17 protein-coding genes are annotated in these 25,701 nt (G+C 47.3%); 10 read left to right on the top strand and 7 right to left on the bottom strand.

The features are described from left to right. The first annotated feature begins 2 nt into the window (after positions 1-2). Positions 3-3,137 (top strand): efflux RND transporter permease subunit, encoded by a 3,135-nt coding sequence (locus C825_RS14120; RefSeq protein ID WP_010802938.1) that lies wholly within the window; start codon positions 3-5, stop codon positions 3,135-3,137. A gap of 99 nt (positions 3,138-3,236) precedes the next feature. On the opposite strand, the gene C825_RS14115 is transcribed toward C825_RS14120, so the two are convergent. Beyond that, entirely contained in the window at positions 3,237-7,166 is a 3,930-nt protein-coding gene (locus C825_RS14115) for an AlbA family DNA-binding domain-containing protein (RefSeq protein WP_010802937.1), read from the bottom strand. Between the two features lie 328 nt (positions 7,167-7,494). Between C825_RS14115 and C825_RS14110 the strand changes: the two genes are divergently transcribed. Further along, positions 7,495-8,961: a catalase gene (locus C825_RS14110; RefSeq protein WP_007657135.1), complete on the top strand. Its 1,467-nt coding sequence runs from the start codon at positions 7,495-7,497 to the stop codon at positions 8,959-8,961. A gap of 81 nt (positions 8,962-9,042) precedes the next feature. Here the strand turns inward: C825_RS14110 and C825_RS14105 are convergent, their stop codons facing one another. The 6 genes from C825_RS14105 to C825_RS14080 all read right to left on the bottom strand — a co-directional run bounded on the left by C825_RS14105 (position 9,043) and on the right by C825_RS14080 (position 15,378). Beyond that, positions 9,043-10,137 (bottom strand): MBL fold metallo-hydrolase, encoded by a 1,095-nt coding sequence (locus tag C825_RS14105; RefSeq protein ID WP_010802936.1) that lies wholly within the window; start codon positions 10,135-10,137, stop codon positions 9,043-9,045. A gap of 139 nt (positions 10,138-10,276) precedes the next feature. Next, the gene (locus tag C825_RS14100; protein ID WP_007657139.1) at positions 10,277-10,648 is read right to left on the bottom strand and encodes a YbaN family protein; all 372 of its coding nucleotides are present in this window, start codon (positions 10,646-10,648) and stop codon (positions 10,277-10,279) included. A gap of 2 nt (positions 10,649-10,650) precedes the next feature. Further along, positions 10,651-11,625: a methionyl-tRNA formyltransferase gene (gene fmt / locus C825_RS14095; RefSeq protein WP_010802935.1), complete on the bottom strand. Its 975-nt coding sequence runs from the start codon at positions 11,623-11,625 to the stop codon at positions 10,651-10,653. 3 nt (positions 11,626-11,628) lie between these two features. Continuing rightward, positions 11,629-13,413, bottom strand: coding sequence for a chloride channel protein (locus C825_RS14090; RefSeq protein ID WP_007657143.1), 1,785 nt, complete (start codon positions 13,411-13,413; stop codon positions 11,629-11,631). Between the two features lies 1 nt (position 13,414). Next, on the bottom strand, positions 13,415-14,815 hold the full coding sequence (locus tag C825_RS14085; RefSeq protein ID WP_010802934.1) for a sugar transferase: 1,401 nt from the start codon (positions 14,813-14,815) through the stop codon (positions 13,415-13,417). Positions 14,816-14,817: 2 nt separating this feature from the next. Then, positions 14,818-15,378, bottom strand: a complete 561-nt coding sequence (locus C825_RS14080) for an L-threonylcarbamoyladenylate synthase (protein ID WP_010802933.1) — start codon at positions 15,376-15,378, stop codon at positions 14,818-14,820. 156 nt (positions 15,379-15,534) lie between these two features. On the opposite strand from C825_RS14080, the gene C825_RS14075 reads away from it, so the two are divergent. The 8 genes from C825_RS14075 (at position 15,535) to C825_RS14040 (ending at position 25,662) form a co-directional block, all read left to right on the top strand. Beyond that, positions 15,535-16,938: an AAA family ATPase gene (locus tag C825_RS14075; RefSeq protein WP_010802932.1), complete on the top strand. Its 1,404-nt coding sequence runs from the start codon at positions 15,535-15,537 to the stop codon at positions 16,936-16,938. Then, a complete protein-coding gene (locus C825_RS14070) occupies positions 16,932-17,231 on the top strand; it encodes a PD-(D/E)XK nuclease domain-containing protein (protein ID WP_228100093.1) in 300 nt (99 codons plus the stop codon). The genes C825_RS14075 and C825_RS14070 overlap by 7 nt, the downstream gene beginning before the upstream one ends. A gap of 60 nt (positions 17,232-17,291) precedes the next feature. Beyond that, positions 17,292-18,563, top strand: coding sequence for a site-specific integrase (locus C825_RS14065; protein ID WP_010802930.1), 1,272 nt, complete (start codon positions 17,292-17,294; stop codon positions 18,561-18,563). A gap of 598 nt (positions 18,564-19,161) precedes the next feature. After that, a complete protein-coding gene (locus C825_RS14060) occupies positions 19,162-19,731 on the top strand; it encodes a DUF3575 domain-containing protein (protein ID WP_010802929.1) in 570 nt (189 codons plus the stop codon). Between the two features lie 12 nt (positions 19,732-19,743). Continuing rightward, the gene (locus tag C825_RS14055; protein ID WP_010802928.1) at positions 19,744-21,363 is read left to right on the top strand and encodes an OmpA family protein; all 1,620 of its coding nucleotides are present in this window, start codon (positions 19,744-19,746) and stop codon (positions 21,361-21,363) included. After that, on the top strand, positions 21,360-22,265 hold the full coding sequence (locus C825_RS14050; RefSeq protein WP_010802927.1) for a FimB/Mfa2 family fimbrial subunit: 906 nt from the start codon (positions 21,360-21,362) through the stop codon (positions 22,263-22,265). The genes C825_RS14055 and C825_RS14050 overlap by 4 nt, the downstream gene beginning before the upstream one ends. Positions 22,266-22,345: 80 nt before the next feature. After that, the gene (locus C825_RS14045) at positions 22,346-24,874 is read left to right on the top strand and encodes a fibrobacter succinogenes major paralogous domain-containing protein (protein ID WP_135033547.1); all 2,529 of its coding nucleotides are present in this window, start codon (positions 22,346-22,348) and stop codon (positions 24,872-24,874) included. Between the two features lie 38 nt (positions 24,875-24,912). Beyond that, on the top strand, positions 24,913-25,662 hold the full coding sequence (locus tag C825_RS14040) for a DUF4469 domain-containing protein (protein WP_010802925.1): 750 nt from the start codon (positions 24,913-24,915) through the stop codon (positions 25,660-25,662). Positions 25,663-25,701 lie beyond the last annotated feature (39 nt).

Here is a 25,701-nt window from a genome sequence, read left to right as displayed (position 1 = left end):
TCATGGTAAAATTCTTTATAAACAGACCCATCTTTGCCACCGTTCTTGCCCTGATTATCGTGGTTGCGGGATTGGTCACACTCAACGTATTACCCATCGCCCAATATCCGGATATCACGCCGCCTACCGTACAGGTTTCGGCCGTTTATCCGGGAGCCGATGCGCAGACGGTTGCACAAACTGTCGGACTGCCGATTGAGCAACAGGTGAACGGTGTGGACGGAATGCTTTATATGAGCTCCAACTCCTCCAGTTCGGGCGCTTACTCACTGACCATCACTTTTGCTGTCGGTACGGACATCGACATGGCAACCGTCATGGTACAGAACCGTGTCAGCATTGCACAAAGCAGTCTGCCGGAAGCAGTAATCGTACAAGGAATCACGACTAAAAAGCAATCATCCAACATCGTGATGATGCTTTCCCTCACCTCCAGGGATTCTCTTTACGACGGACTTTATCTGAGCAACTATGCCAGCCTGAACCTGACCGACCAGCTGGCCCGTCTGCCGGGAGTCGGTTCAGTTAGTGTCATGGGAGCCGGCAACTACAGTATGCGTATCTGGCTCGACCCCGAAGTCATGCGCATCCGCAACCTGACGCCGGACATGGTTTTCCAGGCTATCTCCACACAGAACAGGCAGGTTTCTGCCGGTTATGTAGGGCAGCCAATTGCAGAGGCGAACAATCCTTATCAATACACCCTGACCGTAAAAGGCCGGCTGACTACGCCGGAGGAATTTGGCAATATCATCCTGCGGACAGAGCAAGGCGGTAAAATACTCCGGCTGAAAGATATTGCCCGTATCGAACTGGGCAGCTCCTCCTACAACGTGACTTCACGGTTACGGGGACAACAGGCTGCCGCCATTGCCATCTACCAGCTACCCGGCTCCAACTCGCTGGAAGTATCCAAAGCCGTACGGGCAAAGATGGAAGAGATAGCCTCCACCCTTCCGCAAGGCGTCGAATACGGCGTTACCCTCGACACGACAGAAGTCATCAACGCTTCTATCGACGAAGTGTTGGTGACTTTCCTGGAAACAACAGCCCTGGTTGTCCTGGTTATTTTCCTTTTCCTCCAGAATTTCCGGGCGGTAATCATTCCCTGCCTCAGTATTCCTGTTTCATTGATAGGAACACTGGCTGTCATGGGGGCATTGGGATTCTCGGTCAACACATTAACATTATTCGGATTGATCCTGGCGATTGCCATTGTGGTAGACGACGCAATCATTGTCGTCGAGAACTCGTCGCGATACATGGATACCGGGAAGTATACGGCACGCGAAGCGGTAACAAAAGCAATGAGCGAACTCGTCGGGCCGGTTATCGGTGTCGTATTGGTGCTGTTGGCGGTATTTATCCCCACCACTTTTATTGGCGGCATCTCCGGACAGCTTTACAAACAGTTCGCCCTGACGATTGCTGCCGCAACCGTCCTGAGCGGCATCAACTCATTGACATTGACACCGGCACTCTGCGCCCTGTTCCTGCGCGTCACTAACGACCCGAAGTTTGTCGTCTTCAAAGCCTTCAATAAGGTATACGACAAAACACAGAAAATCTACGATGATGTTGTCGACCGCATGTTGAAACATCAGCTGGTCACATTGATAATCTTCCTGATCGTTTCAGCTACGGCAGCCGTCATGTTCATGCGCTGGCCTTCGACCTTCATCCCGGAAGAAGACGACGGATATTTCATTATCTCCAGCCAGTTGCCGCCGGCCTCGAGCCTACCACGCACCGAAGCCGTCAGCCAGAAAATCAACAAGATACTGGACACTTATCCAGAAGTCAAAACCTATATGGGAATAAACGGTTTCTCAGTGATGGGAGGCGGCGAACTGTCGAATACCGGTACCTATTTTGTCGTATTGAAGAACTGGAGTGAACGAAAAGGGAAAGGTCATACGGCAGCAGACGTCGTCGCCCGCTTCAACCGGGAAGCCTATGGCATTCAGGAAGCGCAGATATTTGCCCTGGTTCCTCCTGCCATTCCCGGCCTGGGGGCTTCCGGCGGTCTGCAACTACAACTGGAAGACCGCAAGAACCTGGGACCGACCGAAATGCAGCATGCCATACAGACATTGCTGGAAACATACCGTACCAAACCTCAACTTCTGAGTTTATCCAGTATGTATCAGGCGAATGTCCCTCAATACCGTCTGAATATCGACCGCGACAAGGTGCAGTTGCTGGGATTACAGTTGAGCGATGTCTTTTCAACCCTCAGCTATTACATGGGAGCCGCCTATGTAAATGACTTTGTCGAGTTCGGGCGTATCTATCAGGTCAAGATTGAAGCCGGCGGACAGGCGCAGAAGGTCATCGATGATGTTATGCGGTTGAGCCTGGAAAACAGTTCCGGCAAGATGGTTCCTTTCTCCGCTTTTACAGAAGCGAAACAACAATTGGGATTGGACCAGATTAACCTGTATAATATGTATTCTTCTGCTTCCATCACTTGTATTGCCAATCCGAAATACAGTTCGGGAGAAGCCATACAGGCGATGGAAGAACTCATACAGGAACAGCTGGGCGACAATTTCGGTTACGAATGGACCTCCGTCGCCTATCAGGAGACCAAAGCCGGCTCGACCACGATGTTGATATTCGGTATGGCTTTACTGGTGGCCTTCCTGGTTCTTTCGGCACAATATGAAAGTTGGACAAGTCCGCTGGCAGCCATCATGGGATTGCCAATCGCCTTGCTGGGAGCCATTCTCGGTTGTTTCATTATGGGAGTGCCCGTCAGCGTCTACACGCAAATCGGGATTATCCTGCTGATAGCCCTCTCCGCAAAGAACGGTATCCTGATTGTCGAATTTGCCCGCGACTACCGTGCCGCCGGTAATCCGATACGCGAAGCGGCCCTCGAAGCCGGACACGTCCGCCTGCGTCCTATCCTGATGACTTCGTTCGCCTTTGTACTCGGAGTCATGCCGTTGTTGTTTGCCACCGGAGCAGGAGCAGCCAGCCGTGTATCATTGGGTGCAGCCGTCGTATTCGGTATGGCCATCAATACGATTTTTGCGACCGCCTTTATCCCCAGCTTCTACGAATGGATGCAAACCTTCCAGGAGAAATGGCTGGACAAAGCCTCTCCCAATAAAACTGCAACTAAAGCCTGATGCAGGTCTTTAAATTATAAAAAGAGGATGCGCCAAAAGACTGTAACTTTTCGACGCATCCTCTTATCTATTCTGTTGCGGAATGATCACTCAATGTGATCAGAAAGTAATCCCACACATAGAACTGAGTACTTCCACATCCGATTTATAAACGGTATGTTCCCATCGCCGTCCGGCATTGTACTGGTCAAATTCCTTCAACGACAATTTATCTTCATTAAGGGTTCCGACCTGTTCCGCAGACAGGATCTCTGCATAGACGAACGTACCTTTATCCGGTTCGAGTACAAGCGTATTACGGGGTTGAATGCTCATCGACTTTTCAAAATCATCCAATGCTATAATACGGAATCTTTTCTCCCCGTCTTTATCCGCGATCAGCAAAAGATAGTCTGTTTTATGAGCCGGAGACAAAAAGAGCAGTCCGTCTACCGAATCGATGAATGCCAGTGGAGTATTGGGTTGCGATATTCCTTTTTTCAGATTCGACAGGCCGACCTCGCCATTGGCGAAAACTGCAACCAGGATATCCTCTTTATCTTCCGGATTATACGAGAACAGGACTTTTCCCTCGCCTCCCCAAACACCTATTTTGGGACTGGGAGAACTGGCGATCTTTCCGTTGGCAAACAAAGAAACGAATAAGTGCCCCGGCGTATATCCGTGGTCCGGTTTCTTTATCAGGGGGTTCGTTCGCAAACCGGATGTTTTGCACGCATACGCTTTGTTTTTAGCTTTTCCCTTCTCATTGTCTTTTTTTATCTCGCGCATCGGCGGAAGAACGGTCTCTTCTTTTACCTCTACTTCCGGCAGGAGAAAAATCTCCTGTTGCACATTACTGTCTTGTTGTACCTTAAAAATGTATTCTTTCCGTTCCTCGCTGAAGAATACCGGAAACTCAGGCTTCTTAGGTGTTGAATCCAGTTTCAGTGTACGCCTTTGTTTAACAAACTCGTCCACGTTGCACACCGCCTTTGCCATACTTGAACTGCCTGTTCGGGTATATACAACCCCTTTCACCTTCACCACTTCATTGATCGGCACCACCCTGAAGGCCAATACCATCCTCCCGTCTTCATATTCATAGATCCGGCAACGGATATTTTCCTGATACCGGTTCCGGTCTTCTTCTTTTTCTCCCAACTGGCAAATGATACTTCTGTTGACTTCACGAAGGTAGACATCGCTATCGTTACGGGCAAATTTCAAATCCTCTGCCAACCCGTTCAGATAGCCTTTGTCGTTGACGCCGATATAAAGCGTTCCTCCGTCTGTATTCATGAAAGAGGCTATGACACGGGCCAGGACGACACTCTGATCTTCGCCGGCATTTTTATTGGCATGAATAAAGGCCGATGTCTTAAATTCCTTCTCCATGCCTTCATGCCCGAAGTAGACCGGAACATATGTCTTCTTTTCTTTCCCGGGATCCTTAAAGCCCAGCAGCAAATTGATGCTTTTATAGATAACCTCCTGCAACTCCGTATCTTTCTCCCTCAGAAAACGAACAATACTGAAATAGCGGGCCAATTCCGAAACAAGCGGGTTCTTGTCCTGCATAAAAGAGTTCAAGAGCGAGAAAGAGTCTTTTTCATACAACGTCTGCATCACCCGTATCACCTGCCGGCACTGTTTCAGATTGCGGCCATAACGGTTTATATCCATGAGCTCCATCTTCTTCAGCAGATCGCGGAACTTTTGTATGTTCGCTTCCGAAAAACGGGTATGATAAGGCTCCGTCATCAGCACTTCTACATTATATATATAGTCGGCACAAAGTTGGTAATAACGAGCCAACGCCTGATTACCGGTGAAGTTACACAAGAGACTCAATATGTTATATACATTGAACCGTTCGGTAGAATCATCCAGTTCCAAAACCAGCGAATCCACGCAAAAGATCAGTTCGCGCACCAGTTCGATCGTTAATGCCGGGTTATCAGCAAGCGTGCTCTTCACCTCTTTTTCCACTACTTCTTTGCTTTCTTTCATATCGCAAGGAGTAATATTCACATTTTCCAGGCTCAGATCTTTCAGGGCGACGAAAAAAGGGTTATTCTCTTTCTTCTGATCGGTCAATAACACGGAATCGCCGTCTCCTTTATAAATCTCTTTTGTCAGAAATATAAAGAAATCGCGTATATTCTCCAACACGGACCGGTCGAAAGCCGCATGGTCAGGACGAGGCACATGCGACTGCACATTGATCGTATTTTTCAGTTTGTGGGAAAGGAGACCGACATATTCAACCTTAAAGATATCTCCGATCCGGTATTTTTTATGCGAGGTCAAAGCAGTCGTAGCCGTAGCTCCGGACGAAAGCAACCACCAGACTTTCCCGTCACGAACTTCGACTACCTTCCCCAGCAATGCTTTCCGCCGTACACATTCCGGATAAATAAATTCATTGAAATCCTGTATCAGGGATAAAAGAATTTCACCTTTCTCCACTTCTTTTATTTTAGCCTGAAACAATTGGTTGACAGAAAACAGATCGGAAAATCCGGGAATCATGCTATAACAGGAATTGATATAGGCAAAAGGCAAACGGGCTTTCATTCCCTGATAAGTTTTGTCGATTATTTCCGCATACATCGACATCGATTCTTTATTAATCGACAAAATACGAATATTTACCCGCTCGTCAGGCGAAGGATAGACAATCCCCGGAAATTCTTCTTCCGACTTCTTCGCAATAAACGCTTCTTCTTCAGGAAACATCTCGACAACCGGTTTGCTGCCCTGCAAAGAAAGAGGAAAATCTTCCGCCAGTTGCTTCCAGTACAACCTGTAATCTTTTATGGTCTTACAGGCATCGAACGAACAGACCGGTTTATCGAATAAGGCCACAAACAACCTGTTATTCAACACAGATACCCGGTCTTTGCGCCCTTTCCATAAAAGGGAAGCATGGGGCAAATGTGTACTGAGCGTAAAACCATCGTTATCGAGTGTCAGCGTATTCGATGCATTGCTATACTGTTGCCACTTAAGTGCCTGCTCAAAAACAGGACAGGAAGCATCTTCAATTGGTATCGTAACGAGTTGTTCCAGCATACGCCTTTCATCATAATCACACAAACTGTCCCAGCGGATTTTACCATTCAGCCGATTCTCTCCGGTTAGCAGCGTATACGATTTATTTTTCAGTACATCACCATAAACAGAAGGGATACGGGATAAATACCGGCAAATACGTGCAGCAATCACCGCCCGGTCAGAATCGGCAACATCTGCCTCTTTCGATACCAGGTAGAGGAAAGCATGTATTTGTATCGCATTCGTAATAACCGGATGGACAGTGTTCCATTCATCCATGTACCATACTTCGGCAGTCTTATCTTCCGCCGCCTGCGCTTTTCTTTTTAACAGGCTGTATAACTCTGCAAGTTCGTTTTTCCCGATTCGCTTGCTTGCTATCAGTTCATTAATCAAACGGACAACCAACATCAAAGCATTCGTCAGAACATCCGTGTCATAGGATAAAAGATATAATATCTGCCGGATTTCTTTTTCTGCATGCCAAAGATTCCCGCTCGCTTTCAACCTGAACAGTATGCTCGCCAGCCGAGATTCGGTCCTTTTATCCAAAATGCATTTACATGCTTCTATTTTCCCTTGCAAATTATCCATCCGCCGAAAGATTTCCTCCCGCTTCTGCTCCACATCATCTTTATAGACAGACTGCAAGTAATCTGATCCTTCACTGATCCACTTAAAAATATCCAAAGCAAGAGTAAACGCTCCGATCGCATTTTTTCTGTCTTTCTGCAAACATTCTGCATGCAGTTCTTCGAAAGCAGCGATTGCCTCTATCCAGGAAACATCATTATTCCGATATAATAGCTGCGCTTTCCTTAATAAAAGATTCGATATATGGTAACTGGACGGACATCTGTTCTTTACAATCCCTATATCCAAAGAGGTGTGAGCTGATATATAATTTACAGTCTTCGTAAAATCAATACGGGTCGATCCTTCCAGTGAAAGATTGTTTTCATATAAAGTGTTTATAGTCAGATCAGTCATATGCGTTATTCTGTTTTTTTAGTTCATATTTTTATTCAAAGCCAACAATTAGGCAAACGCCTTGATTCCTGAAGGCTAAATATACTACAATAATCTGAAAAACCAAATGAGATTGATGATTAATACCAAATCTTTATCAGGCCGGACAACCGTTTGTTGTTTCTCCTGATAAATAACCCTTATCCACGTATCAAAATTACCTATTTGATTTCTGCTGAATAACATTTTACTTTTGTTCAATAATTAAAAACAAAAGCTGTGTCCGTTCGGTTACATTAATATTCAAGGGTAGAATGTCGTCGACTATATACAGATAAAAAATTCATCTATGGAGAACAAGAAACTCACAGCTGCCAACGGTCGTCCCGTAGCAGACAATCAGAACATCCAGACAGTAGGTCCGCGTGGACAAGTGTTATTACAAGATCCGTGGTTTTTGGAGAAACTGGCCCATTTCGACCGCGAAGTTATTCCCGAAAGACGTATGCATGCCAAAGGCTCCGGAGCATTTGGTACTTTCACCGTCACACATGACATTACAAAGTACACAAAAGCAGCAATCTTCAGTGAAGTAGGCAAGCAGACCGAATGTTTCGTCCGCTTCTCCACTGTTGCCGGCGAACGCGGAGCGGCCGATGCCGAACGTGATATCCGCGGCTTTGCCATGAAGTTTTATACGGAAGAAGGTAACTGGGATTTAGTCGGAAACAATACTCCGGTATTTTTCCTGCGCGACCCGCTGAAGTTTCCCGACCTTAACCACGCCATCAAAAGAGATCCGAAAACGAACATGCGCAGTGCAAACAACAACTGGGATTTCTGGACGTTACTTCCTGAAGCATTGCATCAGGTTACCATCACAATGAGCTCACGTGGAATCCCTTACTCCTATCGTCACATGCATGGATTCGGTAGTCATACGTATAGCTTTATCAATGCAAAGAACGAACGTATCTGGGTGAAATTCCACCTGCGGACATTACAGGGAATCAAGAACCTGACAGACCAGGAAGCAGAAGCAATCATCGCCAAAGACCGCGAGTCGCATCAGCGTGATTTGTTTGAAAGCATTGAAAAGGGAGATTTCCCTAAATGGAAATTCCAGATTCAGTTGATGACGGAAGAACAGGCAGACAACTATCGTATCAATCCGTTCGACCTGACAAAAGTATGGCCGCACGGTGACTTCCCACTGCAAGACGTGGGCATCCTCGAACTGAACCGTAATCCGGAAAACTATTTCGCCGATGTGGAACAAGCCGCATTCAACCCGATAAATACAGTAGAAGGTATCGGCTTTTCTCCCGACAAGATGCTTCAGGGACGCCTTTTCTCTTACGGCGATGCACAACGCTATCGTCTGGGAGTCAACTCCGAACAAATACCGGTAAACAAACCCCGCTGTCCTTTCCATGCTTATCACCGCGATGGAGCTATGCGTGTAGACGGAAACTATGGTGCCGCAAAAGGATACGAACCGAACAGCTACGGCGAATGGCAGGACTCTCCCGAAAAGAAAGAACCGCCTTTGAAAGCGAACGGCGACATCTATAATTATAACGAACGCGAATACGATGACGATTATTACAGCCAGCCGGGTGCTTTATTCCGCCTGATGCCGGCCGACGAACAGCAGGTGTTATTCGAAAACACCGCCCGCCAGATCGGTGGTGCCGAACTGTTCATCCAGCAACGTCACGTACGCAACTGTTACAAAGCCGATCCAGCTTATGGCAAAGGCGTTGCCGATGCGTTAGGCATCAGTCTGGAAGATGCATTAAAAGAAACAAGATAATTACTTGCTAAGGGGTTCCAGTTTCCTTAGGAGGAAACGCGCGTTTCCTGCCTGGGAAACTGGAGTTCCCTCCGCAGGAAATTACCGGATCTCCAACTCTACTACCTCGCCGATCTCCGAAGCAATCAGGTCCAGTGAGTTTCGGGTAGCTGCTTCAAGTTCATTCTTCAACGGTTCGTCCCAGGGATGACGGGCAAGTGCGTATTTGGAATGATGGACAGTGACGAGCCTTTTCGCTTTCAGATCGCGGGCAGCCTCACCCAGGGCAGTCGGCATCAGATGGATATGTTGCCAATCTTCGTTATATTGTCCGTTTTCCAGAATAGCCAGATCAATGTGCGGATATTGGCGGCCGATTTCTTCAAAATGCGTGTCGTAACCGCCGTCACCTCCTATATAGACCTTACGTGAAGGAGTTTCAAGCAGGAAAGAAGCCCAAAGAGTTTGGTTGGGAGTCAGTCCGCGTCCTGAGAAATGACGGGCAGGCAGGCAATGAACGGTAAAACCATTGTCCAGCAAGGCGTCTTCCTTCCAATCCAGTTCCACCAGATTCTCTTTGTCATATCCCCAACGCTCGAAATGCTCACCTACGCCTAAAGGACAGATAACTTTCCGTACCCGTTCTTTCAACTGCACCACTGTCTGATAATCCAAATGATCCCAGTGGTCGTGGCTAATAACCAGGTAGTCAATCTCCGGCATATCCTCTGGTTTATAAATATCCGTGCCTTTAAACGGCTTGTTGACAAAAGATACGGGCGAAGCCATACAGAAAACCGGGTCGACCAGCACACGCTTTCCCGATAACTGGAGCAGATAAGAAGAGTGACCGAACCAGACCATCCAGTCAGAGTCTTCCGGCAAGGTTTTCAGGTCGGTCTTAATTGCCTGCACAGGTTTATCGGGATAAAGTCTTTCCGGTTTTGAAAACAGGAACTTCCACATAGCCCGTAAGCGCCCACCTTCCGAAGTCACCACTTCCGTGAGACGGTGATTTTGGAATGCCCCATCCCTGTACTGGGGCGAACGTTTGATTTTTTCCAGCCGTTCGCCTTTGGGCAGACGTCCGAAACTCGGCTGGTTAACAAATGCAATACCAGCCACTCCCAATACGATCAGTATACCTATAATTATTCCTGCTACCATACGCCACTTACTCTTTTTTATTAAGTTCATAAACCGAGTTCTTTGTTTTTATTGATGATACAAAAATAGAACAATCCGGCGAGGTCGCTGGTAGACGAATTACAGATATAATTACCATTATTACAGTATCTATCCGTTACTCGCCTAATTATATACGGCTAAAGAAATTTTACTTTTTTGTAGGAAACGAAAGAATATGCCAGGTCACCCCGATACTTATCAGGATCAGCAAGATTTTCACCCAAAGATATTCAATAAGGAAAAGAGAAGTAAGAATGGCAGACAGCCACATCACCGCCACCGAGATAATCTTTGAACGTAACGGGATTGCTTTGTCTACCAGATAATTCCGGATATACGGTCCGAAATAACGGTTATCCATCGCCCGGTTATATAACTTTTCGGAACTACGGATATAAAACCAGCAGGTAAGTAACCAGAAAGGAGTAGTCGGGAGCAACGGAACAAATATGCCGATTGCTCCCAATATCAGGAAGAAAGAACCCAGTGTTATATAGATAATGCGCCTGGTTTCCTTCATTATTATTCTACTGTATAATCACCGATTTGTTTGAAACCGTTGAGGAAATCTTTTATTTCCATCCGTTTCTTTCCGGCCAGCTGCAATGTCAGGAGACGAATATAACCGTCTTCAACAGCCACATCGACATAACTCTTTGCATCCGTACAGATAGTGCCGGTTGCCAGGTCATGCGAAGCCGGACGCTTTTCCGTCTTATACACTTTCAACGCCATGCGGCTTCCGTCCGGAGCAACCAACTCCGTCCATGCAGCAGGATAAGGAGAGAGTCCGCGGACAAAATCATATATCTTCTTCAACGGTTGATTCCAGTTTATCCGGCAGGTTTCCTTAAATATTTTCGGAGCCGGGCGAAGTTCTGCCGGGTCTTTAAAAAACTCTTCCTGGGGAACGGCATCCACTTTTCCTTCCAGCAGCAAGTCCACCGTTTCCGTCACCAGGCCGGCGCCCATAGTCATCAGGGCATCGTGTACGATTCCGACATCATCCGTATCGGCTATCGGCAAATGTTTCTGACGGATAATCTTGCCGGTATCTATTTCATGTGTCAGGAAGAAGGTGGTCGCACCCGTTTCCGTATCGCCATTAATCACCGCCCAGTTGATGGGAGCCGCCCCGCGGTACTGCGGCAGCAAAGACGCATGAAGATTGAATGTTCCGAAACGGGGCATATTCCAGACAACCTCCGGCAGCATGCGGAAGGCGACCACAATCTGCAAATCAGCCTCCAAAGCACGTAACTCTGCGAGGAATGCCTCATCTTTCAACTTCTCCGGCTGCAAGACAGGAAGGTTCTGCGACACGGCATATTCCTTCACCGGGCTTGCCTGCAAGACACTTCCGTGACGTCCGACCGGCTTATCCGGCATCGTAATCACCCCTACTACATTATATCCGCCTTCGACTAAGGCTTTCAGGCTCTCCACCGCAAAATCGGGGGTGCCCATATATACAATCCGTAACTCTTTTTTTTCCATCTTTTAATCTCCTGAAAAGTTTTCTACCAATACTTCGCGGTATGAATTAAATATCTTCGATTTCGACATAAAGCCGACATAACGTCCTTCTTCATCCACCACGGGAAGGTTCCAGGCCTTCGTATCATCAAAAATCCCCATGATTTGCTCCATCGGCGTCCCGATACATATCTTAGCCGGAGCCGACACCATGAACTTGGATACATGGAACCTGTTATATAACTCCGGACGGAACATAATGTTGCGGATATTATCCAGCAACACGATTCCCAGCAAAACGCCCTTTTCATCGACTACCGGGAACGAGTTACGTCCGCTCTTTGCAATCACCTTCACCATATCTCCCAGCGACATTTCCGGAGAAACGACCTGGAAGTCCTTTTCAATCACGCTATCCGTATTCAGCAAAGTCAGTACGGCGCGGTCTTTATGATGGGTCAGCAATTCGCCTTTCTGTGCCAGACGCATCGAATAGATACTGTGAGGCTCGAACATCAGAATCGTCAGGTACGAACTGATGGAAACAATCATCAACGGCAGGAAAAGGTCGTATCCACCGGTAAGTTCCGCAATCAGGAACACACCGGTAAGCGGTGCATGCATGACACCCGACATAATTCCCGCCATCCCCAGCAACGCAAAATTCTTCTCGGAAATATACATGGTGAAAGGGAAATAATTGGAAGCATGCGCAAAAAGGAAACCGGAAATACAGCCCAGATACAAGCTTGGTGCAAAGATACCACCGCATCCCCCGCCGGCATTGGTCGCACTCGAGGCAAACACTTTAGTCAGCAGAATCAGGAACAGGAATACCAGTATTCCCCAGTACGTATCATTCAAATCATAGAACAAACTCTTATCCATTATATGGGAGAACTGCCCGTTCAGCAGCGAGCCAATCGTGTCGTAACCTTCACCATACAACGGAGGGAAAAGGAAGATAAGCACACTCAGCATAACACCGCCGAGCAGGAACTTCTTCCAGTACACACCCAACTTGCGGTACATCCCTTCCACCCGGTTCATCACCCGCGTAAAATAAAGGGAAACCAATCCGCAAAAGACGCCCAGCAACAACACGTACGGGATACGTTCTATCTCAAACACTTCTGTCTGCGAGAATTTAAACATCGCTTCCGTCCCCGTAAAAATATAGGAAACCGTCGCCGCCGTCACCGATGAAATCAGCAAAGGCAACACCGACGTCATCGTCAGGTCGAGCAACAAGACCTCGATCACAAAAACCAACCCGGCAATCGGCGCCTTAAAGATACCGGCAATTGCACCTGCCGCACCGCAACCGACCAACAGCATCAACGTCTTCTGCTCCATCCGGAACAGACGTCCTAGATTGGAACCGATAGCCGCTCCCGTCAATACGATCGGGGCCTCCGCTCCTACCGAACCACCAAACCCGATCGTCACCGAACTGGCTACAATGGAAGTCCAGGTATTATGAGGCTTGATTCGACTTTTACGCTGCGAAATAGCATAGAGGATTTTCGTCACCCCATGGCTGATATCGTCACGCACAATATACTTTACAAACAAACCTGCCAGCAAAATACCGATTACCGGATAAAGCAGGTACAGGTAATTCACCCCGCTCACATCAAAATTTCCGGTAAGCAAATGCTGAATCAAGTGTATCAACTGTTTCAGGATAATCGCAGACGCTGCCGTACATATCCCGACCAGGAAACTGATTACCAGAATAAAATGCTTTTCTTTTATATGCTTGTCCCTCCACAACAGGAACCTGTAAAATAAACCTTCTTTTGCCATTTCAAATACCTTTACCTGTAAATACCGTTCTCACCGTATAAATCAAAATTGTTATATCCAGCACTAACGACATATTTTCATAATATAATATATCATACTTTAAACGCTCTATCATCTTATCGACATCATTGGCATAACCGTATTTCACCATTCCCAATGAAGTAATACCCGGTCTCACATTATGTAACAAATAATAAAAAGGAGCTTTTTTCACAATCTGGTCGATAAAATACTTCCGTTCCGGCCGTGGACCGACGATTGACATATCGCCTTTCAGTACATTCCAGAACTGCGGAAACTCGTCCAGCCGGTATTTCCTCAATATATGGCCGAACGGAGTAATCCGTTTATCCTTCTCCGATGAAAGCAGAGGACCGTTATCTTCCGCATCCACATACATCGTCCGGAACTTATAGATATAAAAAGGTTTCCCCATATATCCAATCCGTTCCTGGCGGAAAAAGACCGGTCCCGGCGAATCTTTCTTCACCCGCCAGGCTATATAAAGGTACATCGGCGAAAATATCAGCAAGACCAACACAGAGACAACCTTATCCATCACAAACTTTATATTCTTTTCCACCGCCGACAGGTTATTCTCCGTCACATTCACCAGCGGAATCCCGCGGATTGTCTTTATCTTCACCTGCGACAACATGCTCAACTTATCCGCCAGCACCTTGATCGGCAGTTTATAATGATAAAGCGAATACAAAATCGTCAACAGTTTTTTGTTGTCCTCCGTTTCGGCAGCCAGTACCAGTTCATCAATTTTCTTATCTGCCACAACCGAAGCCAATCCGGATAAAGTTCCGGCAACCAGCTCTTTCTCCACTTCCACCGGGGTCGCATCGTCTTCGGGAATAAAACCTGAAATATGGTATCCCATCCGGTACAAATCACCCGCAATGCGGACCGCTTTCTTCCCGGCACCGATAATAAGTACGTTCATTGCCAACTCCCGGCTCTTAATCTTCCGCAAACCGCTCTGTGTAATTGCCAGGCGGGGAATATACGTCAGAAAAAACTGCAATCCGAGAAGGACAAAGAACAACTCATAATAAATATGGAAAGAGCGAGGCAAATCATTCAGCACCACAACAAAGAATATAAATACCACTCCGATTAATGTCGTCACGAACGTAGAGAATAACTCCGTCAGCCTAGACTTACCGAATGGTTTGTTGTAGTAACCCGAAAAATAATATAAGATCAGCCAGAAGAACGGAACGAACAACTGTCCTTTCAGCACCTGCATATACCCCAGATAACTGGTAAAGGAAGTAGCGCCCTCATATACTGCCAATTCTTCATAGCGCAACCAGTTAAATAAAAACCAGGCTACGGCTGCCGATATAAAATCCGATAATATGTATTTTGCGGCCTCTCTGCTTCTTTTCATTATTATCTAATCACCTGAATAAGACCTCCGGCACCCAATTTAATGATGTTCGACGGTTGTGCCTTGCTCATATCATCCTGGCGGTAGGAAACGATGTAATCCACACCATTCTTTATTACCTCGGACACTTCAGAGAAATTGGCCGGAGACAATTCCCCGCTCACATTGGCAGAAGTAGAGACCAACGGTTTACGGAAACGCTCACATAACTTATGGGAAAATTCTTCATTAGTAATACGGATACCTACACTGCCATCGTCAGCCAGCAGATTCTTTGCCAGGTTCTTCGCATTCGAATAAATAATAGTCAGCGGCTTATCCGCTACTTCTATCAAATCCCAGGCAATATCCGGAATATCGTTCACGTACATATTTAATTTGGCAGAACTATCCATAAGAACCAGCATAGCCTTATTGTCTGCTCTTCTCTTTAACTCGTACACACGCTGTACGGCATCCTCGTTGGTCGCATCGCAACCGATCCCCCAGATAGTATCTGTCGGATAAAGGATTATACCCCCTTCCTGCATCACTTCGCAGGCTTTTTTAATATCTTCCGTCATTGTTTTTTAGAATATTGTGACAAATATACAGGTTTATTTTCCAACTAACGATATATAGGGGAATAATTATATGTATAGTATACTATATACTTTGTATGCATAAATTCGTACATTTGCATCACAGAGAGTTGAACTCATCCTAAATACGGCTAGATTATGGAGACAAAAAAACGTATACCGATAGGTATCAGCGACTACAAAATGCTGATTGACGAGAATTACTATTATATTGACAAAACGGATTTTATCCGCCAGCTAGTAGAAGAAGGTAGTCTGATTACAATGCTCCCACGCCCACGCCGTTTTGGTAAGACACTCAATCTCTCCATGCTCCGGTATTTCTTCGAACGGACAGAAGGGAATATATACAGGCATCTCTTTAACGGAAAAAAGATCGAACAATGGAAAGATTTTGATCGTTATCAAGGTAAATACCCTGTTATCACATTGACACTGAAAGACTGCAAGGCCGAAACATTTGAAGGAGCACTGGAACGGATAGCCGAGGAAGTACAACAGGAATACATCAGGCATAAATATTTACCGGACAATCCTGATATGGAGAAATCCTATCGCTCCACCTTCGAAATTATTCGTGCCGGCAATCCGACGCAAGTCCAGTTGGAAAGTTCTCTCGGCCTATTGACAAATCTTCTCACAACTCACTGGGGTATTCCGCCTCTGGTATTGCTCGACGAATATGATACGCCAATACATACGGCATTCGATAAAGGATATTACGACACCATGATCGGCTTTATGCGTAACTTTATGTCGAAAGTATTCAAAGACAATACGGATATTTTCAGAGGGGTCATTACCGGCATATTGCGGGTGAGCAAAGAATCCATATTCAGCGGCCTCAACAATATAGCTGTAGACACCATACTCGATAAAAAAATGTGTTCGGCCTTTGGCTTTACTCAGGAAGAAACCGACCAGATGCTGGATGACTACGAGTTATCTTCACATAAGGAAAAAGTACGCCAATGGTACAACGGATATCTTTTTGGCAATCAGGTAATATACAATCCCTGGTCTATATTAAATTATACTGATAGTAAAGGAAAACTGATCCCTTACTGGGTCAACACCGGTTCTGATGTACTATTACGTCACCTTGTTGCAAATGGTCCTTCTGTGATTCGTCACGGAATCGAGGCGCTGATACAGGGTGAATCAGTTTACAGTACAATAAACGATAAGCTGGTTTTCCCCGATTTACTGGCAAGTCCGGTCAATATCTGGTCATTCATGCTGTTCAGCGGATACCTGAAAGCTTCCGAACCAGTCTTACAAAACAACAACCTGATCCGATACACGCTCCAGGTTCCGAATCGGGAAATATCGACCGTATTCTATACGATCATTCAGAACTGGATAAATAACGGTCCGGTCAAGAACGACCGCCTTGAAACAATGTTGCAAGCTCTTGACGAAAATAATATGCCGATCTTCCAGCGACTCCTTAACGACTTTGTAGTCAACACACTGTCCTATTACGACACATCCGGACGTGACCCGGAGAAAGTCTATCAAGCGTCCTACTCGGAATGCTAGTCAGCAACGGAGCCTACGAAATAAGCAGTAACCGGGAAGCAGGTCTTGGCAGATACGACATTTTGATGCGTCCCCGTGACCTCAGTAAACGGGGCATCATTATGGAACTGAAATTATTCGACCCTCTGTATGATGAATCCGTTGAAGAAACACTCTCATCTGCCCTGCGGCAGATAGAAGACAAGCAGTACACTGCCAGCCTCCATGCTGTCGGTATCACAAATGTGCTGGAAATGGCGATCACTTTCGATGGGAAACGAGTTTGGATTAAAACCAAAGAACAGCCTTTGTAAATTTCAAATAAGCATATCTCTCTTACATTTGTTATATATTACATTTATAAGAGATGATTTATGACCTACACATCAATTAAAATCAAACGGCGGAAAACGACGTTGAGGGGAAAGCCGGTATCGCTTTTCGTTCAGTTGATCTGTCACCGCCAGACAAGACGCATTCCGTTGGATATACGGATTTGCGAAGAAGAATGGAATCCCCACGAAGAAAAGTTGCAAATACCGGCAGATACCGGCTCTTCGCGAAACAGCTATCTGCTGAAGGGGAATGAAATGCTCCTGAAAGTCCGCCACAAAATCGGGCTACTCATCATGCAACTGGAAAAACAGGGTGACTACTCCGTTGATGACCTGCTGGTAGCTTACCAAGCACAAAACAGGCCACATACCCTTTCCGGGTATATCGAGTATCGGGCAAAAGAACTTACGGAACAGAAAAAAACAGCCTCCGCTCATCATTGTCGAAGCCTGCGTAACAGTTTCGCCCGTTTTCTCAGCCAGAAAAAAAAGATCGCGGAAAACTTCACGCTACAAGCTATCAACGAACAGATAATAATCGATTATGCCGGGTATCTGGAAGCATTGAAACTCGATCCCAACACCGTCTCTTTCTACCTCCGTGTGTTGCGCTCTATCCTGAACAGGGCGGCAGACGACGGACTGATCGAAAGACAGCCATCCCTTTTCCGCAAAGTAAATACCCGGATTGAGAAAACCGAGAAACGCGCCGTTGCCCCGCAGGTAATGCAAAAGATCATGCATCTGGACGACAAACAACTTAAGAACTCGGCAACCCTGCGGATGGCTGTAGACCTTTTCCTGTTTGCTTACTATGCACAAGGCATGGCATTCATCGATATCGCTTACCTGACAAAGAATAACATACGGGGTAAATACCTGGTCTACGTCAGAAGAAAAACCGGACAGACACTAAAGGTTAAGATATTACCGGTTATGCAAGCCATTATCGAGCGTTACCAGAATGAAAAATGGCCCTACCTGTTTCCTGTACTTAAAACACAGGATGCCTCCTATAAAAAATACGAGAGTGCCCTCCGCCTGCAAAACCTACGGCTCAAAACTATCGGAGAAATAGTCGGAACCAAGCTGTCCACCTATATTCCCCGGCATACTTGGGCCAGCATGGCGAAAACAAGAGGCATACCGGAAGAACTGATCTCCGAAGGTATGGGACACACTTCCTTGGAAACAACACACATTTACATGACATCATTGGATGATTCCAGAATGGACCGTGTTAATGAATTTGTGATTACGGGAAGAATTTCAAAAGGAAAGAAGTTTTGGAAAGATTCTGTCTCTTGGTAAGAGACGGAAAAGACTGTTTCCATAATTGTTAAAACGTTGCAAATGTAATAACGTTTTTTTAAACCAGCAAAGAAAAAGGCTTATTAATCAACAATGAAGCCTTTACATTCGGCATATCGCCAAATGTTATAACACATTTTAAGGAAAGAACTACATGTTACAAACTTCTTCCCTATGTCCTTTATTTCCCTTTATCTAATCCTTCTACTTATCCTTACTATCTAATTATCAGATGTTTCACAATTGTTTTACAATTTTGGAGGCATTACAACGCTTACAATACCGCATCTTATTCGCCCCTTGCAGGGACCTTCACCGATGTATCAAATAACCTCCGGCTTCACCGGAGGCTATTCACAGTCGTCCCCTTCGGTGTCGCTCCGACATCAATGAAATTCGCAAACTACGCCTAAAAAGCACCTTGTTAAACCCTTTTTGTTTTACATGTTGTTTTACTAGGCTACTCCATTTCGAACGATACATACGGCATACGAATTATTTTTCAACACATAACAAATACCTCTTCTCCTCACTTCCGTCTCTTACCAAGAGACGGAAAGACAATTAAGAATATAGCGTGTATAAAAAGTCACCATTTATGTATAAACATTATTGTATTCCCGTATTCCTGTTTCTTCTGTCGTTATGCACATCGTCCCGACTTCACGGGCAGCAAACGGCACTGAAAACAAATCTGCTATTCCTGGCTACCACTACACCGAACGCCGGAGTGGAAATTGCCCTGAACGATCGTCTCACTCTCGACCTCTGGGGAGCCTACAATGCCTGGAAATTTCCCAACGACATGAAACTGAATTTATACCTCATACAACCGGAACTGCGCTACTGGCCCTGTCAAAAGTTTGAAGGACATTTCGTAGGAGTCCACGGTCATTACGGACATTTTAATATAGGACAGATCCCTTTTATCTCCGGTCTGAAAGAACACATACTTCGAGGCGACCTCTATGGCGGTGGGGTAACTTATGGTTATCACTGGGCCGTAGGCGACCGATGGGGATTCGAAGCTATGATCGGTGCCGGATATGTCCGGCTGGACTACACCAAATATCGTTGCACCGAATGTGCCGAAGCCGTCGGACGCTACACCCGAAGTTACTTCGGGCCTACCCGCATAGGTTTCTCTGTCATCTATTTTCTACGCTAATATCTATCCGTTATGAAACAATATGCTTTACATTATATATATGCCGCCCTGTTCCTGGTTGTAGCTACCGCCGCTACTCCTTCCGCCTGTATGGCACGGGGAATACGTATCATACCCCGTTCCATACAGGTACTGCGCGACAGCCTTCATCTGCATCTGCTAATGGATTTGAACCAGGTAAGTGTCGGCAGCAGCCTGGCAATCACCTTTACACCGGTACTCAGCCACAAGAAACAGCAACTTGATTTATCGGCTGTGGTCATCAGCGGTACACGCCGCGAACGAACCGACCGCCGCGAACGGTTCCTGGAACACAATACGGACGAAACGGCTTTTTATACCCGCCTGCACAACAACCGCCGGACAGATTCCCGGACGGTCGATTACCGCATATCCGTCCCTTTCGCATCCTGGATGCAGCATGCCTCACTCCTGCTCCGGCAGGAAAGCAAGGACTGCTGCGAACACTACCTGCTCGGCACCGACACACTGAAAAAAGACCTCGCATTGGCAATCCGGTCCGCTGGCGCATCTGTGGCACAAACCGCAGTTGCCGCACCGACAACCGGGAAGGCGACAATCAGGCCGGAACAACCGGCCATCCCCCGGAAGACAACTACCGTTACAACTGCTGCGAACGTTACGCCTACGACACCTGCCAGGGTTGTTGCAGCGGAACCGGCTTTCGCTGATATGGTTTCCTGGCTGACACCGATAGCTGCAAACAACGGCAAGAACCGGAACCGTGCCGCCACCCTCTATCTGGACTATCCGCTGGGAAAAGACGATATTTATCCCGATTACAAGAACAACCGCCACGAACTCGATAAGATAGGTAAGCTGGTGACACCCCTGCTCGACAGCGATTTTTCCGAGATCGACGAAATACGTATCTGCGGCTACGCCTCACCCGACGGAAATTACCGCGACAACGAAACACTCTCGGCTACACGTGCCGCACGTTTCTCCGAATATGTGCGCATTACCTATGGATTACCCCGCAGTCTTTTCAGCGTCAGTTCCGTTGCCGAAGACTGGGAAGGCCTGATCGACCTCCTGCAACAGACCAGTCCGCCCTATCGGGAGGCTGCTCTCGACATCATCCGCCGCTACGGCATCTTCAATGGACGCGAAAGGGAATTGATGAACCTACAAGGCGGTATTCCTTATAAGACCATGCTGCGCGAACTCTTTCCCCGATTGCGCCGTATCGAGGTGACCGTCAGTTACCGCGTGCGAGCCGTCAGTTCCGACGAAGCCGCCGACCTGCTCTATACCCATGCCGACCTGCTCAGTCTCGAAGAAATATATGAAGTGGCGCGTTACTATCGGCCCGGCACCGACCAGTACCGCGAGATTTACGAGATAGCCGCCTACCACTTCCCCGACGACGTGGTGGCAAACATCAATGCCGCCTCCGCCGTGATGCTGACGGGCGACCTGATCTCGGCCTGGGAATATCTGCGCAAGGCAGAAGCCGATCCCCGCGCCTGGAACAATATAGGCGTACTGACCCTGATGGAAGGCAATCCCGAAGGCGCCGCCGTCTGGTTTCGCAAGGCCGTCGGCCTCGAACCGCGCAAGGCACGGGCCAATCTCGAAATAGCTTTGGAAAGGAGCGAACAGCCATGAAAATAAAAGAAATACTAGCCGCCTGCTTATTACTGGCCGCCACCGGATGTACCTTCACGGACGAACCGCAGGTATGCCCTTACAGTACACGCATCGAATACTGGTATGCTGGCAATACCTTTGAAAACGCACTGCCCGCCTATGCGAACAGCCTCCGCCAGTACCTCTTCGACGAAGAGGGTAACCTGCTGGCTACCGACCAAATGCGAGGCGACAGCGTCACCTTCTGGAACGGCGAACTACCGGCCGGACGCTACACCGTCGTTGCCTGGGGAAACCTGGAAAACGAAGAAACAGTAACTGACAGCCGGATGCTCACCGCCAACGGAGGCACGCCGCCAGCCTACCGTGGAAACACCGACCGGCTCTATTACGGCTCCGCCACCTTCGAAACCGTCGACGGCGAAGTCTGCCGCCGGCGCATCTACCTCACCCAGGCGCATGCCCTGCTCAATATCACGGTGGAATGGCGCACCACCGTACTACCGTCCGAAACAGGGATTTTTCGGATGCGGCTGCGTGGGATACACGGATCGTACGGTTTTACACCCGCCTATGAAGAGATACTGATTCCGGACGAGGCGGTCTACACGTTACCGCAAACGCAATCTCCTTTTATCCAGCACGAAACAGTTGCAGCCATGAACTACGACGGCAAAGTTACAGGGCGTTTCGTCACCTTTCGATACACGCCCGACACCCACCAACTGTGGAGCCTCTGGCATAACGATAATATACTGGTACAGGAAATAGACCTCTATAAGTTTTTCAATAAACTGCCTGTCGACCTCAACCGCAGCCTCGAACAGGAGTTCGACCTGCTGATCACCGTCTACGACGACCGTATCGTGGTCAACCAGGTATCGGGCACCGACTGGGACGAAGGCGGTGCCATCGGATAAACAAAAAGTCAATCGAATCACAATATTAACGTGGCACAATGCCACACGAGTATTCATATTAAACTTTTAAAGTCATGAAAATGAAAAGTAACTTATCTGCTTTCGCAGCCTGTAGCCTGGCCGGATTTCTGGCATGGACAGCCTGCACCAGCGAGTACGAGCAACCGCTCGACAAGGAAACCGACGGAGGCATCGACGACCCAACACGCAGGGAAGTAATGCTGACATTGAAAAACAAATTAAGCCTGTCGCCAACAGCGACCAAAGCCGGTGAAATCGCTACCGCCGAAGAGAACACCATCGAAACGCTCGATGTCTACGTGTTCGGCTCCGAAGAGGAAAACGGCACGTACACCTTTCAGGAACGTTTTGCCTACCGCCCCGAAGGCCTGCCGCTACCGGCCGGAGCCACTCCGCTCGAACTGACAGCCATCCCCGGCAAGGACAATAACACGACAGCGAAGCTAACACCTAAAAAAGGGCTTTACATCCGTCTTTACTGCATTGCCAACCAGAAAGAGATGAAAGACCCGGCTAAATTGAGAGATACGACCAATCCCGCCGACCCCGGTACGCCGCTGGTCTTTGCCGACCCGAACCAGACAGTTGCCGACACCCTGTTCGCATCCCTGGTAACGACAGCTGCCGACGAAAGCGGTTCGTCGGTCGTGATCTCCCAACCGGGTCGTCCTACCGAACAGGAATTTCTGACCTACCGCACTCCCTTTATCGATCCGGCATTAGCGGCCGATACCCTGGTCACTCCGTTGCCGATGAGCGGCGCACTGACCGTACCGGTCGATCTGACCGACCTTGCCGTCTCTACGCGCTACACCACAGGCATCCGGCTGACCCGCATGGTGGCACGTTTCGACATCGTGAACAATGAGAAGCTGTCGAACTTACGGATAACCTCCGTCTCGATGGAGAACGGACGAAAAGCTACCTCCTTCTTCCCAATCAAAATCTATGGCTCACAGCCTGCCGCAAAAGGTGACCTGATCGTTTATCCCGCCCGCAAGTTTGAAGGGAAAAATGCCAACGAAGGTAACTGTACAGGTGCTTTCTACTCCTGGCCCAGTCCCACCAAAGACCAAGGACATCTGTTACTGAAAGGTATCTACCGTGTCAACAAGACTGACAGTACAGAAGTAACCTACAAGGTCCCGTTTAAAACAGACAACGGCGATAACAGCACGTATCTCGACATTGCCCACAATCACCGTTATACCGTCAATATCATCGATGCCGACCCGTATCAGCTAAAATGTACCCTGACGACAGCCGACTGGGAAGATGACGGCAAAATCGACGACTACGAACCGGACAACACCCCGGGAGATATGAAAATCGATATACCGGACGCATTTCCCGGCAACAAATATATAGCCGATTCAAGCCTGGTCTATATGACCCGGGGAAGCGGAAGCTATTTCAATGTCACAGTCGGCACCAACTCGGAAATCGGAGTAACCAAATCGTACGAAAACGGCAGCACAGACAAAGACTGGCTGAAAATAGAAACCCCGGCAATTACGGATAACCTGACAAAAGCGCTGAGTTCAAAAACATATAATTTCAAAATAGTAATAAGTGACAGCTATGACGGAGAAGATGCCCCGAGAGCAACCGTCACATTCACCGATAAAGCACAGGGTATAAGCAAAACTATCTATGTGAAAAGACTGGATTCGGATATAAAAGCGAATGGTATTAATTTCGCAGCAAAAGCCAACCAGGACACGACCCTTAAGGCCACCGCCCCCAACGGTTGTAACATACTAGTCGACTGGAATGGCGGAGACCAATGGTTTACGTTGAATAAGACCAATCTATCAGCCAGTGATGACGAACAAGATATCAAAATCACCCAAAAACCTAATTTAACCGGTCTTACTATGAAACCGGCAACCGTAACTTTCAAAAATGGAAAACCGGAAAACGGTGACAGGGCAATTACTATAACACCTACCGGATTCACTACTCCATTATTGGTTACTCAAATAGATACAACTTTTGCACATGCTGTACTAAATAATCAAACACAATCTCTTAAATTCACAGTAACTGATGCGGCCTATCTCGGAGGTATTGGAACTCCAACAGGTGATACCGCGAAAGTATCAATATCCATTCAAGAAAAAAAGATTACCATTAAAATCAAAGACAAAAATTATCTACCAGCCACCATCCAAATACCTAACCGTTCTGATAGCACAAAAGTTTCTACTATCAAAATAACAGGTGTTACAGATAAAAAATATGATGGAGAAGACGTTTGGTGCTATGGAGATGTATTACTTGCTCCGAAGGATGCAACAAAGGGAGTAAGTATTGCGCAAGCTATATCCATCGGATGCCCCGAAGGATGGCAAATACCTACAAATGTAGAAACTTGGATAAATATATGCGGTGGACCAAATACCTCAGGAACGAATCTCGAAGAACTTCAAAATAATAACATATTTGATACAAATACTGACTACTGGACTACACATGCTGTAGACAACCAAGGCTATTACTGGACTCTACGCGTGACCAGCGACGGTAAGATAACCGCATATGCAAATACGAACAAAATAGCAAACCTACGCTGTGTACACGAATAATTTCAAATCATTTCCCATAATAAAGAAACAATCCGACAATGGCAAACACACTAAAAGGCTGGCTCGCCGACAACACGGTGACCGCCGATCCCAACGATAAAATCCTTGTTCTCGAATCGACCGGCAAGGCCGACATCAACAAGGTGTACGAAGAAATGCTTAACGAAGACACCGGTCTTCGCATCGAAACCATCGTACATGTAACAACCCTCTATGAACGAATCTGCGCCCGCCTGCTGATGAACGGCTGGCAGCTCAACACAGGACTGTTCTATGCCGTTCCACGCTTTACCGGCGTGGTGGAAAGTGGCAAGTGGAACCCCGAAAAGAACAGCATCTACGTCGCTTTTAACCAGGATAAGGTAATACGCGAAGAGATCGCCAAAACAATCGTCCATATTCTGGGCGAAAAGGCGGACGTGATGTATATCCTCGAAGTGGAAGACCGCAAAACCGGTCTGAAAGACGGTACCGTTACCCCGGGCCGCAACCTCTTCGTACGGGGCGCGAACCTCAAGGTTATAGGAGACAAGGCAGGTGTGGGCGTCACCTTCACCAATACCGAATCGAAAAACGTCATTACACTCGAAAGCGATATGATCGTCACCAACAAACCGTCGGAGTTGACCTTGCTGGTGCCGGCCGACCTGCCGGACGGTAATTACGAACTGACTATTACCACACAGTTCTGCAACAGCAAATCATTGCTGAAAGAACCGCGCTCGGTAACCGCCAGCGTCCATGCAGGCAACGGCGGTGGCGGTAGCGACCGACCGGAAATAGAGTAACCGGCAGGACAGACCTGCCAGGTCGGGCAGGCCACTCTT

This window comes from Parabacteroides sp. ASF519, from assembly GCF_000364265.2.
Lineage (GTDB): Bacteria > Bacteroidota > Bacteroidia > Bacteroidales > Tannerellaceae > Parabacteroides > Parabacteroides goldsteinii.
Note: the sequence above shows the minus strand (reverse complement) of the source record. Positions and strands in the feature narration are given on the sequence as shown.

Excerpts from the sequence above, each read along its gene's own strand:
- C825_RS14120 (WP_010802938.1), top strand. The coding sequence starts at position 3 with ATGGTAAAATTCTTTATAAACAGACCCATCTTTGCCACCGTTCTTGCC.
- C825_RS14115 (WP_010802937.1), bottom strand. The coding sequence starts at position 7,166 with ATGACTGATCTGACTATAAACACTTTATATGAAAACAATCTTTCACTG.
- C825_RS14110 (WP_007657135.1), top strand. The coding sequence starts at position 7,495 with ATGGAGAACAAGAAACTCACAGCTGCCAACGGTCGTCCCGTAGCAGAC.
- C825_RS14105 (WP_010802936.1), bottom strand. The coding sequence starts at position 10,137 with ATGAACTTAATAAAAAAGAGTAAGTGGCGTATGGTAGCAGGAATAATT.
- C825_RS14100 (WP_007657139.1), bottom strand. The coding sequence starts at position 10,648 with ATGAAGGAAACCAGGCGCATTATCTATATAACACTGGGTTCTTTCTTC.
- fmt (WP_010802935.1), bottom strand. The coding sequence starts at position 11,625 with ATGGAAAAAAAAGAGTTACGGATTGTATATATGGGCACCCCCGATTTT.
- C825_RS14090 (WP_007657143.1), bottom strand. The coding sequence starts at position 13,413 with ATGGCAAAAGAAGGTTTATTTTACAGGTTCCTGTTGTGGAGGGACAAG.
- C825_RS14085 (WP_010802934.1), bottom strand. The coding sequence starts at position 14,815 with ATGAAAAGAAGCAGAGAGGCCGCAAAATACATATTATCGGATTTTATA.
- C825_RS14080 (WP_010802933.1), bottom strand. The coding sequence starts at position 15,378 with ATGACGGAAGATATTAAAAAAGCCTGCGAAGTGATGCAGGAAGGGGGT.
- C825_RS14075 (WP_010802932.1), top strand. The coding sequence starts at position 15,535 with ATGGAGACAAAAAAACGTATACCGATAGGTATCAGCGACTACAAAATG.
- C825_RS14070 (WP_228100093.1), top strand. The coding sequence starts at position 16,932 with ATGCTAGTCAGCAACGGAGCCTACGAAATAAGCAGTAACCGGGAAGCA.
- C825_RS14065 (WP_010802930.1), top strand. The coding sequence starts at position 17,292 with ATGACCTACACATCAATTAAAATCAAACGGCGGAAAACGACGTTGAGG.
- C825_RS14060 (WP_010802929.1), top strand. The coding sequence starts at position 19,162 with ATGTATAAACATTATTGTATTCCCGTATTCCTGTTTCTTCTGTCGTTA.
- C825_RS14055 (WP_010802928.1), top strand. The coding sequence starts at position 19,744 with ATGAAACAATATGCTTTACATTATATATATGCCGCCCTGTTCCTGGTT.
- C825_RS14050 (WP_010802927.1), top strand. The coding sequence starts at position 21,360 with ATGAAAATAAAAGAAATACTAGCCGCCTGCTTATTACTGGCCGCCACC.
- C825_RS14045 (WP_135033547.1), top strand. The coding sequence starts at position 22,346 with ATGAAAAGTAACTTATCTGCTTTCGCAGCCTGTAGCCTGGCCGGATTT.
- C825_RS14040 (WP_010802925.1), top strand. The coding sequence starts at position 24,913 with ATGGCAAACACACTAAAAGGCTGGCTCGCCGACAACACGGTGACCGCC.